Here is a 17462-nt window from a genome sequence, read left to right on the forward strand (position 1 = left end):
TGCACTGCTCTGAGAATAAGAAGGAAAAGTTGCTTCTGTTCCCGCCGTTTATTAAGATTTTACAAAGGTGTGGAATAACTTAATTAGTTATTCCACACCTTCATTCTCTTTTTTATGGGGAAATTGCCGAAATAAATATCTTATCGGATTTTTCTTGCATATACGTTGCCTTCCAGAGAGAATTTTTCTATGATGAAGAAAATAAGTTCTCACTTTTTCAGACATTTTGAAAGAAGAGTTAAAAGAAGGAAGGAAAGAAAATGAACGAGTTTGATGCGTATTTAGCAAAGCTTGAGGAAATACAACGTCCACGAATGACGGAAGTTTTACAATGGGTTCATAAGGAGTTTCCTGAACTATCGACAAAAATCGCATGGAATCAGCCAATGTTCACGGAACATGATACCTTTATTATTGGATTCAGTGCGTCAAAAAAACATATGTCCGTTTCTCCTGAGGTAGCTGGAATTACCCATTTCGCACCAAAAATAGAAGCGGCAGGATATGACCATACAAAAAATATTATGCGTATCCCATGGGAAGTAGACGTAAACTATGACTTACTGCGTGAAATGATTCAGTTCAATCAATTAGAAAAAGCAGACTATACAGCTTTTTGGCGAAAATAAACATGATACCCTGTGCAGCAGAGAACCGTTCTTCTCTTGCACAGGGTATCATTTATTTTTTTGTTAAGGTTCCTTTTTCTAATTGATAGGTTGAGTCTGCAATAGCTAAGGTAGTTTCACGATGAGAAATCAGCATCACCGTTTTTTCCTCAAAGCTGTTTTTTAAACTGGATAAAATTGCTTGTTCATTTAAATAGTCCAAATTGCTAGTCGGCTCATCTAATAATACAAGTGGCGCATCTTGTAAAAATAAGCGAGCCAACCCAATTCGTTGACGCTCACCGTCGGATACACTGCGGAAGCTTCCACCAATTTTTGTCTCATAGCCTTCAGGAAGTGAAAGAATCCATTCGTGAATAGCTGCTTTTTTTGACGCTTCTTTAAGAGCTGCATCTGAAGCACTAGGATTTCCTAATCGAATATTTGCAGCAATCGTGTCCTCAAAGATAAAGGTGGTCTGCTCCATCACTCCTTGCGTATGGTGCAAGCTAGACTCAGTGTATATGGATAAATCCTGTTGATTCATTTGGATTTTTCCCTTATCAGGATCCCAATAACGCATGAGAAGTTTTACTAATGTGCTTTTTCCATTCCCGCTTTCTCCGCCAATCCCAATTTTTTCTCCTTTTTTTATAGAAAGAGAAATATTTTTAAGGAGCGTTTGCGTATTCTTATAAGAGAAGTTCACTTCTTGAAACTCAGCTGAGTTAAAGGTATCACTTTTAATGTTTGAATTCTCAAAGGAAACAATGGGCTGTTCTTGTGTGAGGGCATAAAGACGGCGCCCACTTGCAAAAGTAGTCAATAAGGCACTGCCTAAGCCGCTGAGAGCTAACACGGAACCAAAAGAGCTAAGGCTAAGGACCGTTCCAACTAAGACATCTGTCCCCTTTAAATGAAGAGAGGAGCCAACTAGGAAAAGAAGCACTGCAGTAATGACTAAAACAAGCTCACTACTGACTCTTAGCCAGCCTTCTTGTGTGAGTCGGCGGCGGTATTGCAGGTTCAAATTCTTGCCTGCTGTTTCTAAATCAGTAAGACGTGTTTCTTCAAGGGAATATTGAGCAATATCCTGAATGCTTGAGACATCCTCCATTATCTGCTGGTTGAGCTCAACAAAAGCAGTTTGATAATCATCTCCTAAATGTTGGCTTTTTTGATAGCCAAGGATAGGGAGTAGAACGCCAACCAATAACTGACCGATCAAAAGAATCCCAGCTAAAAGCAAATGATAGCTGGCAAGAAATCCAATGGTGACGAGGGTTGTTCCAAACGCAATTAAGATAGGAGAAATCGTATGAGCAAAGAAAACCTCCAAAGCTTCAACATCACTTGTAATTGCGGTGATTAGATCGCCGCTTTTTCTACCAGATAGTTTTGCGGGTCCAATTTTTCTAAGGGTTTCAAAGATTTGATCGCGAATTCTTGCTAACAAACGAAAAGCAATATCATGATTTAAATACTGCTCTAGGTACCGGGCAATGCCACGTATGAGTCCACAAATAATCATATAAAGAAGTGTTCTCTGTGGGGTTGCTGTATGTTTAGCAAGTTCAAACAAAGCTTGTAGTCCCAATAAAGGAATTGCAATGACAGAAAGATTACTGATTATTCCAAGTGCAGCAGCAAGAAAAATCTTTCCGCTCATTGGGCGCACAAAAGAAAGTAACCACTTGACTAAATCGATTGTTTTCAAAATTCTGTCCCTCCCGATAGTAGCACTTGTTCATCCTCAAAGTAATCTTTAAAGTAAGCAGAGGTATCCTTTAGTTCAGCAGGTGTACCAGCTGCGACTAAGTGGCTATTTTCAAATACAAATACTTGATCTGCTTCAAGTACGTTATAAAGTCGATGCGAGATAAATAGAACGATTCGTGTTTTTGCTAATTCTTTTAGACAGGAAAGAATGATTTTTTCACTTTTCAGATCCACGCCAGAAGTTATCTCGTCAAATAGGTAAAAGTCTGCTTCTTTTAATAGAGCGCGGGCTAGAAGTAGGCGTTGGCGTTGTCCACCCGAGAGATTTCCACCATTTTCATAAAGAGGCTCCTCTAATTGATGAGGAAGCTGTTTTATAAATGAAGTCAGCTGTACTTTGTCTAAAATTTTCCAGATTGCTTCATCAGATGCATGACGATTTCCTACCAACAAATTTTCTTTAATGGTTTTTGGATACAGGTAGCCATGATTATCAACTAGCAATGCGTGTTGCAGTAAGGTTTGCTTAGAAAGCTGGCGAAGCTCTGTCTGGTTCCAGAAAATTGCTCCTTGGTAGTCCGTTAGATGATGAAGGATCAATCGAACGAGGGTACTTTTTCCAGAACCTGATTTTCCCACGACAGCTGTAAATTCACCTTTTGCAAGGGAGAGGTTTACTGAGTCTAAGGCTGGAGAGTTTTCTGAGTAAGAAAAGCTTACATTCTCTAATTTAAGTGTTTCAACAGGAGTTTCTAACACTGTTTTACCATAAGCAGGCTCTGTTCGTTCTAAGTAATCAAATAACTTTTTACATGCGCTAATACCGTTCATTGCCACATGGAATAAAGAACCCAGTTGTCTCATGGGAATGAAGAACTCTGCGCTTAACAACAGAAACATGAGCATTCCTTCAAAGGATAGATTTCCTTGCTGGTAGGAAAATAAAGCCACACCAATACCGGCTGCTGCACCACAATAAGAAACAATATCCATAATCGTAATCGAGTTCAACTGCATTGAAAGAAGACTCATGGTGACTTTTCGGAATTTTTCTGCATTGCTGGAAGCTTCAAGTTGTTTTGCTTCATCTTGATTGTATGCTTTTAGTGTACTGAGCCCACTTAGGTTCTCGTGAAATTTTACCCCGAGGTCTGTATAGGTGGTCCAATAGCCGCTTAATATCCGTTTTGCAATTTTCATTACTCCCATAATAACTAGAGGAATCAACGGCATGCAAAGAAGCAAGAGAAGTGCGGGCTTCCAAGCAAACATTCCTAATGTAAAAAAAATCATGAATGATGCGAATAGACAATAAAAAAGTTGTGGTAAAAACCGGGCATAGTAAATTTCTAATTGTTCAATCCCATCCACAGAAAGCTGAGCAAGGGTTGAAGAAGGAAGTTGATTTTGGCTTTTTCCTAAACGAAATGACTTTGCTACAATTTCTTTTCGCAAATGTAATCGAAGCTCCGATGAAGCTCGAAATGTAAGTATTTCTTGGCATTTAGACAAAATAATTTTAAGGATACACACACCAAACAGCACACTGACAAGGAGTGCGCTATGGCCAGTTTTCGTATAAAAATAATTGCTTAATTCAATGGAAATTGTCCACCACAATAAGATTGATGAAAATAAATTCAGTAAACGAACAACGACAAGTAAAATAAGATTCTTTTTTTCAGTTAGCTGGAATAAACGCCGATCAATCATTCATCTCACCTAAATCGGAAGCCTTGGGTTGTTTTTTTTCTTTTCCTTTTAGATACCAAGTTAAACCGATGACATGTGCGATATAGACGACTGTTAGTGAAATACGCATGATTAGGTTATTCACAAGAATTCCTGGAATTAAGAAAATTACCAAAATCATTAAAAACATTTTTATCATGCCTTTATTCGTAATTTTTTTCTCAATTAAAGTTTCTTTAATATATTTTTGGTAGTTTTTTGACTGAATAAACTTTTGGTAGAGTTTTTCAGAGCTTCTGAGCCAGAAGAACCCTGTCAATAAGTAGAATACAGTGGTGGGAAGAAATGGAAGAAAAATTCCTATTGTCCCTAGTGCAAATGTAATTGATCCTAATGCGATAAATAGCCATTTTTTCATATAGTTACTCCTTAGAGATTCATTTTAAGGATTGTTTGAACAATCTGGCTAAGTATAACATACATTTCTTTAATTGAGAATGATTATCATTTTGAGGTTTTGAGGGAAAGAAGGGGGACTGATAAGTAAGACTACTGTTAAAACAAGAATTAGAATTTTATTATTTTATTTTTTAAAGTACAAAATAGGTCGTATTTCTCCTTTTTGTTTTGTGAAAAATAATTTATGGGTATTCTTTTCTTCCAACTATACATATAAATAGCAGTGAGTACGAAAATGTGTTGAATTTCCTGCTCACTACTATCAGACGCATTGATAATACCAGTGTGGAGTATTTTAATGGGGGAAATAAGCTGAAACGCAATATGTAAGTCATTAACTGGTACGTAATTACAGAGTGCCAAAATAGCTGCTTAATGAAAGATTTAAGAGAGTAGCAGTAGAAAAAATAATCGCTGCTAATGGATAGTTCATACGAAACAAGCAATAGGCGATAACACCAAAAAGCAGACATTTAACCAATAGTAACCATAATCCTTCAAGACGATGGGCAGAAGAGGGAGCGCACCAAATGCTCCAAATACTCATCATTAGTATAGGTGCTAGTATGCCAATAGATACACGGATTCCTTTATCTACTTGAAGTGTAAATCCCCAATACCCTAAGATAATTAGGGAAAAGAGTTCCAGTAAAAATGCGAGTGCAATATTTCCATTTTTTAGTAGATTCATTTTATTCTCCTTCTTTATGAGCTAGTTCGAGTATATAATAATAGGATAAACAGGACAATTACGCACAAAAAAGTAAGTACCTAACGGAGGTTGAAAGTTGAAATCAGAAACGGAAAATAACTGTCTTACAGGTGATTATGGCTTTGAAAACATAGAAAGATTAGTAACGATGATAGGAGGCAAATGGAAAATACAAATTATTTACCATTTGAGTGGAAATCCCAATATTCGATACGGTCAGTTAAAACGAAAAATTCCTGAAGTGAGTCATAAAATATTATCTGCTCAACTAAAGGATTTGGAGAAAGATAAACTCATTTTGAGAATAGAGCATGATGAAGTTGTTCCTAGAGTCGAGTATCTGCTTACAGAGCTTGGTCGTAGTCTTCTACCTGTGTACGAGGTGTTTGGAAATTGGTGTGATGAAAACAAACATATTTTTCGACGTGTGGAAATATAAGAGGCGTTTTTTTACCTAACCTTTGACTAGATCACGACCAAATGGGTAGTTGTATTATCGCAGGGGGAGAGGGTCAATAGTCCTAGGTGAATTATTCTATAGGTATGTGCCTTTTTTATAAATGGTTGAAAATTTCATTTTTTCTATGGTATAGAACAGATAGATGAAAAGACATTTTCAGAAAAATGAGGATTCTTTTGTCACTTTTTTTAATAAATGGTATGATTAAACACGAAAGAGAAAGAAGTGGAGGAAGTAAAATGACAATTGATTGGAAAAAAGAAGTCGAAGCACGTAAAGATGACTTAATGAAAGATTTAATTGATTTATTGCGCATCAATAGTGAGAGAGACGATTCAAAAGTTACTGTGGATGCTCCTTTTGGTCCTGGACCTAGAGACGCATTAAAACACATGCTCGCTTATGGGGAACGTGATGGCTTTACAGTAAAAAATGTGGACAACTATGCTGGACATATTGAGTATGGCGAAGGGGACGAAACATTAGGAATCTTTGGTCATATGGATGTTGTTCCTGCAGGAGATGGCTGGTCTACAGATCCTTACGAGCCTGTCGTAAAAGATGGGAAAATTTTTGCTCGTGGTTCAAGTGATGATAAAGGACCTAGTATGGCTGCGTATTATGCACTAAAAATTATTAAAGATTTGGGTGTACCATTATCTAAAAAAGTCCGTTTTGTTGTGGGTAGTGATGAAGAAAGCGGTTGGGGAGATATGGATTATTATTTCCAACATGAAGAAGCCCCAGATTTTGGTTTTTCTCCAGATGCAGAATTTCCAATTATCAACGGTGAAAAAGGAAACATCACGTTAACGTTGAATTTCAAAGGAACAAACGATGGTGAAATTCATTTGGTAAGTTTTAAATCTGGCTTACGTGAAAATATGGTTCCTGGAACAGCTACAGCTACGCTAACAGTTGCGGATGAAGCATTGAGTGCAGAAATTGAAAAAAGCTTTACGAATTTTACAACGGCACATCCTGTGAGTGGAACAATCAAAGTTGATGGAACGACCCTTGCTATTGAGGTAGTCGGAAAAGGTGCTCATGGTGCTCATCCAGAAGCTGGAATGAATGCGGGGACATTTTTAGCACTGTTCTTAGATCAATTTGATTTTACAAGTGGGGCAAAACAATTTTTACACACGGCGGCCGCTTACGTACATGAAGATTTTTATGGAGAAAAATTAGGTGTAGCTTATGAAGATGCAAAAATGGGTAAATTGACTATGAATGCAGGATTATTCTCTTTCACTGAAGGAAGCGATGAAAACTATATCCGCACCAATTATCGTTACCCTCAAGGAACAGATGCGGATACGTTAGTTGCTGGCTTAGAAAAAACACTAGGCGCACAAGGGGCAACTATCACACGTGGAGAGCGCAATATGGATCCTCATTATGTACCAATCGATGATCCGTTGGTAGCAACCTTACTGCAAGTGTATGAAGATCATACAGGACAAAAAGGTTTTGAACAAATCATTGGCGGTGGAACCTATGGACGCTTACTAAAACGTGGCGTAGCGTATGGCGCGATGTTCCCTGGCTATACAGATACCATGCACCAAGCGAATGAATTTATGAGCTTAGACGATTTATTCCGTGCAACAGTCATTTATGCAGATGCTATTTATCGTTTGGCGAAGTAAATAAAAGCTTGCCCTAAGTAATTTTTTTGCAGCTTTTGACTACCTGTCTGATTTGTAAGACAAGGGTATAAATAGTGAAAAATTAAAATGAATAGACCTGAAAGTAGTGAGATTTTTGAGTAGAACAATCAAAATTCTCACTACTTTTTTTGTAGCATTTTTTATTCACTTAGATACATTCTTTTTAAGAACTGTTAAATGGGTAGAAGAGAGCTCAAGTCTAGAGAGAGCAGTTTATCAAAAAAATAGTGTTAGTTGCTTGTATAAAAAGTTTAGAAAGAATACAGAATAGAGGATTAATTCTATGTGGATTCTAACGTTATAATAACTAATTACTCCTATGCGAAACAAAAATTAAGTAAGGGACAGAAATAATAAAAAAACACTTATTGTTTTATTTATAATATTCTGATAACATTAGTTATTATTAAGGTCGTAATTTGAATTTTATCCAAAAATGTATGTTTATTTTTCGAGGTATCTTTGAAATGGAAAGGATAAGGGAAAAGGAAGTATCATATTTTTGGAATCGCTTACTTTTTTGGTAGCCGAGATAGAATTCGTTTATGATGAGGAGGTGAAAAAATGAAAAAATTTAGTTGGGTTATTTGTTTGTTGTTCGTATTTTTACTTGTTGGTTGTAGTCAGAAAAAAGATGGAGAAATTGATTCACGCGTTTATAAGCTGGAAACAGATTTTAAGGAGAATTATCAATTATGGGTTGATATTAAAGCAGATGGAAGCATCCAGTACAAAGAGTATGCTTTAGATATTAAATCAACAGGAAGTGAATTCAAACGTATTGGGAATTTAGCGAAAACAAGTACGTATAAGAAAATGCTCTCAGAAGGTGATCAAGAAATTTATGAAACTTATCGTTTACTAGGTAAGGATATCTATGATGTGGGGTATAACTTGTATTACGGGAAAAAAGAAGAGGCAAAAAAATTATATGAAAAAATTTTGAACGAAGAAGAAAAACTAAAGGAGTAGGATTATGGGGAAATCATATTTGAAAAAAGGGTTGGTATATATATTGGTTCTTTCTCTGCTATTTAGTGGGATTCCATGGCAAGTAGTTTCAGTATTTGCTGATGAAACAACCACTTCATCTAGTAGTAATCATGAACCAATAGAAGAAAAAGAAAAAGTTACTTTAGAAGATTTACCAGAAGAAACACAAAAAAAACTAGAAGAAGTAAGTGCCAGTGAAGAAATACCAAACGAACTGGATAAAGAAGAATCAGAAGAGTTGATAGATTCTAAAGAAGAAATTCAAGAATCATTTTCAATTTCTCAAGCATTACTTTCTGATTTCTCTGAGAAAAAAACAACAATAGTGAGTCAATTAAAAGAAGAACAATTTGATTCTGGTAAAGAAGAAGTGGTTGAGGAAAGGACAGAATATTCTAAGACATTCATTGATCCAAAAACAGAGATAGGGGAAACGATTCTTTTTACGTCACCTGTACATGAAAAAGACCAGCAGGGTAACTGGCAAGAAATTCAGGCTACGGTGAAAGAAGCAGATCAAACCATTCAACTAGTTGACGAAGCAACTGTCACGATTCCAAAAGAGGTGACAGAAGAATCAGCTATACAAGTGACGGATATAGAAACACCATTTGAGCTGAGTCTACTGCATGATCGTTATGAAGTGGTAGCGACGAATGAAAATCATGTGTTACTTCAGTCAGAGAAAGAGAATGAACCAATTGAAATTTCAGTTAATCAAGGAATAACAGAATTTTCTCAATACGTAGACACACAAACCAATCTGGAAGAATTGGACTTTAAGTTGAATCTATCAGACGGCCAGACTGCTCGTTTTAATCAAGAAGTGGGTGGAATTGAACTCTGTAAAGAGGACAATATTGAAACGATTATCCCCTATCCAACACTAGTGAGTGTGGATGATCAAGTAATCACACCACTCACATTTTCTTATGAGGAAGAGACTGGAATAATACATATAAAGTCGATAAAAAAAGAGAGTCTAGAACAAGTTGGAAAAGCAAAAATATCTTTACGAGCGGTATTGAAGACAGATGTTACTGTAAAAGGGCTCACATCAACTAGCATCCGTCAATATGATGACAAAATGAGTTATGCATTCCAAAATTATATGATGGTTGGCTATGATAATGGTTTTTCTTCAGGTGATGAAGGAGCTGCTCATTTTCAAACCTATGGAATAGTAAATATTCCAAGTGAACCATTTGATGAAATTAGCCGTACCCATGAAATTATGTCTGCGACACTTAAGTTAAAACGAATCGGACAAGTTGGCTTTTGGGGAGATACTGCAAAAGATAGCAATGGAAAAATAGTAAGTCGATTATTTGAAGCAGCCCCATTAACTAAAGATGTAGGTGCATTTTCTACATTGACTTATGATAAATTTATTTCAAAATTAGGTTCACCATATGGAGTGCCTTCAAATGAAGATGGAAAAGAAACGAAACTCGCAGGGTTAGAGCCAAACAATCGATGGGTTGGTTTTGATATCACTAATACTGCAAATGATTGGAAAAATGGAATAAAAAATTATGGTTTGTTATTAAAAAATAATAAAATGTCCTCACACGAAATGCCTTATTCACAAGCGGAGGTATTTGGAAGCAATGGATACGCGAATGCAGAGCCATATGTGATATTAACTCATCAAGAACGTCCGCCAATAGATAAGAATATGCCACTTAAAGATACAACGTTGCAACTTCGTCCTTTTGTTCAAAGTGATAATGACGGACTTCTTCAATTTTCTGCGTTAGGGCTAGACGGAACGGGTCGGCCAGAAGCAGAAATTACCTATCGTATTAAGGATGCAAACGATGATAATAAAATAGTATATACAGGAAAAGAAGCATCTATCGGTAGAGAATATATCTATCCCAATTATCCTATTCTCTACAATAATGCTCAAAAATATCTTGAATTATCTAGTAATTGGCAAACTAATGATCTTTTGACTACGGTATTAAAAGAAAATCATTTGTATCAGGCTGAGGCAACGATTACGTATACGAAAAATGGAAAAAATGAATCTGCAGAAAAAAAATATGATACGTTTCAGTTATATAAAGTCTCTAGTCAAGATACTCTTTCACGTTTACTTTCATTTTATGGATTAGAAAAGAATCGAGTAAGCTTTATGAGAGATAACAACATGAAAGATGAGTTGTTATCTCAAGGAAATTTTGTTTTTATTCGTAATCCAAAGAAGAATGCAGGAAAAGCCTATACAGCAAAACCATTAACGAATGCTGAAAAAATTCGTTTAGATTCGCTAGCAATGGGACGTGGAAAACATTGTCAATTTGGTTTTGAACCAATTAATATAGGAAGTGGAAATTTTTTATATGACACTACGGATAATACATGGTTTGTAGGAGAGACCGAAGAGAGTTTCACGCGTACTTACAATGCTATGGGACAAGGTCAAGATAGTCCCATTGGCAGAAATTGGACAGTGAATCAGATGTTACAATTAAATCAGCTAGCAGATAAAGGAATGATGTTTACTCTGGCTGATGGTGGAAAAGTGTTTTTCACTCGAAAAAGTGATGGAAGCTATCAAGTCGAAGATGTGTTACCCTACACCTTGAAAAAAAGTAAAGAGATTGTAGACAAAGTAGAAAAAAGACTTTTTATTTTGGAGGATACTTCCCAGCGATATACTTACACTTTCGATGCTACAGGCCAGATCCGTTCTATAAAAAATGCTTATGGACAGGAGAAAAAGTATATATACGAAACGGAAACAGGTCTTTTAAAGGAAATATCATTATTTAATGACAAGACCCTTTCTTTTAAATGGAACAGTGATGGACATTTGACAGAAATTGTTTTTCCTGATGGAACAAAAAATAACTATAGTTATAGTGATGGTGGAGATTTAATAAAGGCAACAGATTCTTCAGGTGCCATTTTTACCTATGTATATGATAATCAACATCGAATGACTAGTTATGCAGGAAATGATGGAAAAGATATTTATAAAAATGAATATGACACACAAAATCGTGTAATTAAGCAAACAGATGCTGAAGGTAATGTTGTTATGCTAGCTTATGGAGAAGGCAGTGTGACAACGACTGACGGAAATGGCGTGAAAACAGTTAGTACATTTAATGACCATTATCAGCCAACAAAGACAGTCTACGAAGATGGCAGCACAGAGGTAAACAGCTATAATGAAAATAATCAGCTTGTTAAGTCGGTAAATAGAAAAGGAGAAAGTACTACTTATACGTATGATGCTCATGGTAATTTGACCAGTACCAGCTATCCTGATGGAACTAAAGAAACAACAACCTATAATCAATCAGGGTTACCACTTATAGAGACCAACAGACAAGGAAATACAGTTACGCGTGAATACGATAAGCAAGGAAATGAGATAAAAGTAATTGATGAGAGTGGCTACACAACTGTTTATACGTATTCAAATCAGGGAGAAAAATTAACTGAAACAAATGCCATGGGACAAACGATTACCTATACGTATGAAAATGGCTGGTTAAAATCTGCAAACGATGAACAAGGATTAATGTATGCCTATACGTACGATACTAGAGGTTTGTTGGCAACAGAAACAGATGGAAACGGCAAAACAAAGAGTTACATCCGAAATACCCGTGGAGAAGTAATCAAAGAAACTAATTATAATGGGGCAGTTAAAACCTATGCGTATGACACTGAAGGAAACAAGATTAGTGAGACAGACTATAATGGAAATGTAACTCTCTATACATATAATAAAATAGGAAAATTAGTAACAGAAACTAATCCTGCAGGTGGTATAAAAAGCTACAAATATGACGGAAATGGCAATGTGATAGAGGAAAGTGATTATCTAGGAAATGTAACTAAAATGACGTATAACTCAATGAATCAGAAAATTTCTCTTACCTTACCTAACGGTTCGAGAACATCATATGAATATGACATTCTTGGAAATCTGACAAAACAAGTTTCGCCAAATGGGGACACGATAAAGTATGTGTATGACTTAAATGGCTACTTAATCAAAGAAACAAATTCTCAAGGACATGAAACCGTCTATGAAAGAAATATATTTGGTCTGCCAACAAGAATTATTTACCCTAATATGACTGAAGAGTTATATACATATGATGCACAGGGAAATATGTTGACTCATCAAGCACAAAATGGACAACTCACCTCCTATAAGTATAATGCAAAAAGGGAAACGATTACTGTTACTATTGGAAAACGCGTAACTAATCAAAAGACAAATTCTCGTGGCGCAGTTATAGAAGTAACTAACCCATTAAATCAGACAGTAAAAACAAACTATAATACAAGTGGACATGTAAAAGAAATTATAGAAGTTGACGGAACAGTAATCAGCTTTGAACTAGATGGGGAAGGAAATATTCTAAAGGAGATCGCTGCGGATGGTGTTGTCTCTCAATATAACTATGATGGAAATGGAAATAGGATAAAAGAAATCTCTCCAGAAGGACAGATTACAGTCTACACGTATAATCGTTTAAATTTATTAGAAGCTGTCCAATATCCTACAGGAGAGATTGAACAATATTACTATGATTCAAACGGGAATATGGTCAAAAAGATTGATCCATTAGGTTATGAAACTGCTTATCAGTATACTCCAAATAATGAACTTTCTCAGACAACGGATGCATTAGGAAATAGTTCCTTATTTACTTATGATAAAAATGGCAATGTAGCAACGTATACTGATGCATTGGATCGAGTAACAACTTACCAATATAATGGTTTGAACCAACTAGTAGAAGAAACAACTTCTACAGGACTTTCCACAACTTATTCTTATAACAAAGCAGGTCAGCTTGTACGCATGGAAGATAGTGCCAATCGTCTAGAAACCTATACCTATGATGCTGTAGGCAATCTCACTTCAATTACAGATAGCTTAGGTCGTAAAGAGTTATTTGCGTACAATGAGTATGGTAATAAAATAAGTGAAACGGATATTTTGGGAAACCAGACAAAATATATCTATGATGAGCTTGGCCAATGTATTAAAAAGATTTTGCCACAAGGATCTGAAGAAACAACAGTTTATGATAGTAGAAACCGAGTAAAACAGGTAACTAATCCTAATAGCAGTGTAGTTACTTATGAATATGATGTAGTGGGTCAGTTAGTTAAAGAAATTAATGCTGAAGATAAGTCAAAAGTCTATGAGTATGATAAAAATAGACAATTAACTCGGATTATTGATGAAAATGAGAATAGTACAAGTATTACCTATGATGATTTAGGAAGAGCGATTCAAACCGTTGATAGTACAGGGACTATTTTAACGCAGCATTATGATGGCAATGGGAATGTTATAAGTGAGATAGATGGTGAAGGAAACGAAACAACCTATGGTTATGATCAATTGAATCAATTGGTTGAAGTAGTTGATGCACAAGGGTTTAAAGAAACTACTTTTTATGATGCTGTTGGTCGAACGATTCAAACGACCGATTTTAATGGAAATATTCAAAATTATACCTACGATGATGCGGATAATCTTATTGAAACTATGGATGCATTAAAGCGGAAAAAATCATTTAGCTATGATGTTAGAAATCAATTAATACAATCTGTAGATGCAATTGGAGCAAGTACAAAGTATACATATAATGTTGATGGTACGGTGGCTAGTGAAGAGAATGCTAAAGGGTATTTACTGACGTATACTTATGACGAATTTTCACAGCTTGTTAAGACAACGGATACTATTCATGAAGACGCATTATATGAATACACCTATGATAACTATGGCCAATTAGTCAAGGAAACTCGTTCAGGAAGTCAAACGACAGAAATGAGTTATGATTTAGTAGGGCGTTTAGTCCAGATGAGCTATCCAAATGAGACTAAGATTCATTATACTTATGATGAATTTGATCGTGTAGAAACGATGATTGATGCTCGTGGAAACGAGACTAAGATTGTTTATGACAATGTAGGGAATATTACAGAATTAATTGCACCAAATGATGCACATACCACTTATACGTACGATGGGAATAATAATTTATTAAAAACAACAGATCCCTTAAAGTTTGTAGAGAGTTTCACTTATAATAAGAACAATCAAGTTGTTGAAACAACAGATGCAATTGGATCGGTGACTAAGAAAAGCTATACTTCTCGATTAGAACTTTCGAGTCAGACTGATGCAAGAGGAAATAAGCAAAGTTTCTTTTACGATGGAAATGGTAATCAGACAGAAGTTGTTGATGGGAAGGAAAATAGCACGAAGTTTTCTTATGATAATGTGAATCGATTAATTCGTACGACCAACCGATTAGATAAGGTAACGGAGTACGGATATGATGCTCAAGATAATCTCACATCAATCAAAGATGCAAACAATGGGATTACAAAGTTTAATTATTCACTCGTAGGCGAGTTAGAGGAGCAAATTAGTGCAAATGGCAAGGTAGAGTCTTATAGTTACCGCCTAGATGGACAGTTGGAAGAAACAACCAAAGCAAATGGAGAGACGATTACATATAGTTATGATGAACTGAATCGTATGATAGGAAAGCAGTTAAATAATGAAGATTTTATTTATGCATATGATAAAAACGATGAGTTAGTTCAAGCAGAAATTTCGACTGATTTCGACCTTAGCGAGTTAGATAATGAAGTTTTACAAGAAAAGATACCAAACAGTCACAACTTAACTTTTGAACGAAATGAACATGGGGATATACTCACAGCTGTGACAGATACAGATGAAACAATTAGGTATACTTATGATAAATACGGACGTCAAACATCAATTACTTATCCAAATGGTGAAGTGATTGAGTATAAATATGATAAGAAAAACCAATTAATTGAAATTATTAATGGCGATACAACAACTTCTTATCAGTATGATGGAATGGGTCAAATTAAGGAAATTAATCATGGAGATGGAACGAAATCTAGCTACCGCTACTTAACTACAGGAGAAATAGCAGAAAGTGTCACAAGTCAGTCAAATGGGGGAATTTTATCTAAACAAGTCTATGACTATGACGAGAATGGTAATTTGATTCAAGAAACACTCGATTATCCAAAATTTTCATTAGTCAAAACGTATGAGTATGATATAGAAGATCAAGTGATACAGGTAACAGAGGAAGAGAAAGGTATGGTTCGGGTAACGAAATATATCTATGATAATGTTGGAAATCGGCTAGCAAGTTCTCTTGAAGTGAATGGAAAATCAAAAAGTTATCAGGAATGGACACAAACGAGCGATAACGAATTGATTTCAGTAACAGGAGACCAGGATGCAAGCTATGAATATGATAAAAATGGTCATGTAAGTAAAAAGATCTGTGTAACAGGGGAAGTTTTTTCTTATATTTATGACTCGGAAGGCCGACTTATTCAAGAGAGCTCAAACTTTGGCAGACAGACTTACTATTATTACGATGCGTTAGGAAACCGCGTGACAAAAGCGACAGGTAAAGAAACAGACCGTAAGTTAAAAACAGACTTAATGGAATGGATGAAGGGCTGTGATCGTGAAGCTCAGTTGCGTTTGGTCCCAGAAGATATTACACTTGAAGAAGCGTTAAAGGCAGTAAAGGAATTAAAATGTTTGCCTGTAAAAGACCGAACATGGATTATTGATCATACAAAAAATCGGCGAGAAGTGGTGGAGGAAAAACAGAAAAAAGCGATTCCTGCGAATACAACGTTAGAGGTTGTTCATTATGTTAATGATTATACACAAGAATACGTCAGCCCATTACAACAAACAAGCTCTATCTATGAAAAAAAGAAGAAAAAAACGACGGAAGCAACGTTGTTTTATGATCAACGCGGAACGATCGTCGGGGATGACTTAGATACTTATCATCAAGACGGGTTAGGGAGTTTACATACCCAAACACAAAAAGTAGATGGGACTCTTTACTCGAATAATTTGTATCAAGCCTATGGTCGAAGTGAGCGGCCGATATACGATCAAGTCGGATACCGCAGTCAATATCATGAGGATTGGAAAAAACAACATTTACGCGCTAGAGAATATGATACAACGGTTGGTCGGTTCCAACAATTAGATACGGTTACCGGAGATGTGTCAGATCCGTTAACGCAACATAAATATATCTACGCTAAGAATAACCCATTAAAATATCGTGATGACGCAGGGCGAGCAAGCTGGTTGTCAAAAACATGGAATAGTGTCAAGCGTAAACTAATAGGGCAACCGGTGAGGAAAATCGGTCAATCCATGGCGAAAAAATTAAGGCAAACGGTCAATACGGTCATGAGAAAGGTTGTTCCGCCATATTATCGAATATTTAGAGAGGCACATGCTGCACTTCGTTCAACAGGGATCAGCAAAAAGATGAAAGCAGGAATAGGGACAGTAGGGGTCAGTTACAATCAGAACTCTTCAACTATGGCTGGAGCAAGAGTGGTTTGGTATGGAAATCAACCATATAATCTAAACGACCCAGAACAATACAAAAATTACTCTAAAAAAACAAATATTGACTATACGACAAGACGTGCAGCCTACCAAATTAAGAAACTATGTGAACAAGCAGAGAAGATATATACCCAACGAGAGCAACAAGTGAAGTACTTGGAAAGCACATTAGGCAAAGCCAATTCGCAAGGCCAATATTATTTCCCAGCTATGTCAGGTGGCGGGATATGGATGGACTTGGATGAAGCCAGAGCGTATATTAATGAAGATAGTAAACGAAAGAAACAAGTAATCGGTGTAGCAGGAATAGGGTTATTAACCATTTTGGCATTATTCCCGCCAGCAGCAGCACTCCCAGGATTCTCAGTAACAGCTACCTCTGGAGGCGAGCTAGCACTGTCTAAAGGTGGCGTTCTCGCAAATGGTGCTGTAGCAAGTGTAGCAGGGACGATTAGTATAGCAGGAATAGCTGGAAGTGGTTCTGGAGATGGTGAGCCGGAACAGCCATCTAATAAAGAAAAAGTAAATGACAACTACTTGAAAAATAAAGGTTTTGATGGGCACAAGGTAAAAGAAGAGACGAGGGGAACAACAAAAGATGGTTCAAAGTATGATATTTATGTTGATAAGGATACTGGCCAACTGTGGGTATTCAGAAAAGGTGGTAAAGGAGAAGGAATACCAACAGGAGAATATATAAAATAGGAGA

9 protein-coding genes are annotated in these 17462 nt (G+C 36.2%); 5 read left to right on the top strand and 4 right to left on the bottom strand.

Translation table 11 applies throughout. The features are described from left to right. Positions 1 to 260: 260 nt before the first annotated feature. Positions 261 to 629, top strand: a complete 369-nt coding sequence (locus I589_RS12905; protein WP_010768213.1) for an iron chaperone — start codon at positions 261 to 263, stop codon at positions 627 to 629. A 52-nt stretch (positions 630 to 681) separates the two neighbouring features. Here the strand turns inward: I589_RS12905 and I589_RS12910 are convergent, their stop codons facing one another. The 4 genes from I589_RS12910 to I589_RS12925 all read right to left on the bottom strand — a co-directional run bounded on the left by I589_RS12910 (position 682) and on the right by I589_RS12925 (position 5169). Continuing rightward, positions 682 to 2325 (bottom strand): amino acid ABC transporter ATP-binding/permease protein, encoded by a 1644-nt coding sequence (locus tag I589_RS12910; RefSeq protein ID WP_010768214.1) that lies wholly within the window; start codon positions 2323 to 2325, stop codon positions 682 to 684. Continuing rightward, positions 2322 to 4040, bottom strand: coding sequence for an ABC transporter ATP-binding protein/permease (locus I589_RS12915; protein WP_010768215.1), 1719 nt, complete (start codon positions 4038 to 4040; stop codon positions 2322 to 2324). The genes I589_RS12910 and I589_RS12915 overlap by 4 nt, the downstream gene beginning before the upstream one ends. Then, complete coding sequence (locus I589_RS12920; protein ID WP_010768216.1) at positions 4033 to 4437, bottom strand: YbaN family protein; 405 nt, start codon at positions 4435 to 4437, stop codon at positions 4033 to 4035. Before I589_RS12920 ends, I589_RS12915 begins: the two co-directional genes overlap by 8 nt. 390 nt (positions 4438 to 4827) lie before the next feature. Then, positions 4828 to 5169 carry a YrdB family protein gene (locus tag I589_RS12925; RefSeq protein WP_010768217.1) on the bottom strand — a complete coding sequence of 114 codons (342 nt, stop codon included), beginning with the start codon at positions 5167 to 5169 and terminating at the stop codon, positions 4828 to 4830. Between the two features lie 97 nt (positions 5170 to 5266). Between I589_RS12925 and I589_RS12930 the strand changes: the two genes are divergently transcribed. From I589_RS12930 to I589_RS18390, 4 genes are all read left to right on the top strand, one after another. Beyond that, the gene (locus tag I589_RS12930) at positions 5267 to 5629 is read left to right on the top strand and encodes a winged helix-turn-helix transcriptional regulator (RefSeq protein WP_010768218.1); all 363 of its coding nucleotides are present in this window, start codon (positions 5267 to 5269) and stop codon (positions 5627 to 5629) included. A gap of 260 nt (positions 5630 to 5889) precedes the next feature. Next, entirely contained in the window at positions 5890 to 7302 is a 1413-nt protein-coding gene (gene pepV, locus I589_RS12935; protein ID WP_010768219.1) for a dipeptidase PepV, read from the top strand. Positions 7303 to 7887: 585 nt separating this feature from the next. Further along, a complete protein-coding gene (locus I589_RS12940; protein WP_010768220.1) occupies positions 7888 to 8295 on the top strand; it encodes a hypothetical protein in 408 nt (135 codons plus the stop codon). A 4-nt stretch (positions 8296 to 8299) separates the two neighbouring features. Further along, positions 8300 to 17458: a polymorphic toxin type 33 domain-containing protein gene (locus I589_RS18390; RefSeq protein ID WP_010768221.1), complete on the top strand. Its 9159-nt coding sequence runs from the start codon at positions 8300 to 8302 to the stop codon at positions 17456 to 17458. The last annotated feature ends 4 nt before the right edge of the window (positions 17459 to 17462 follow it).

The organism is Enterococcus phoeniculicola ATCC BAA-412, assembly GCF_000407505.1.
GTDB lineage: Bacteria > Bacillota > Bacilli > Lactobacillales > Enterococcaceae > Enterococcus_K > Enterococcus_K phoeniculicola.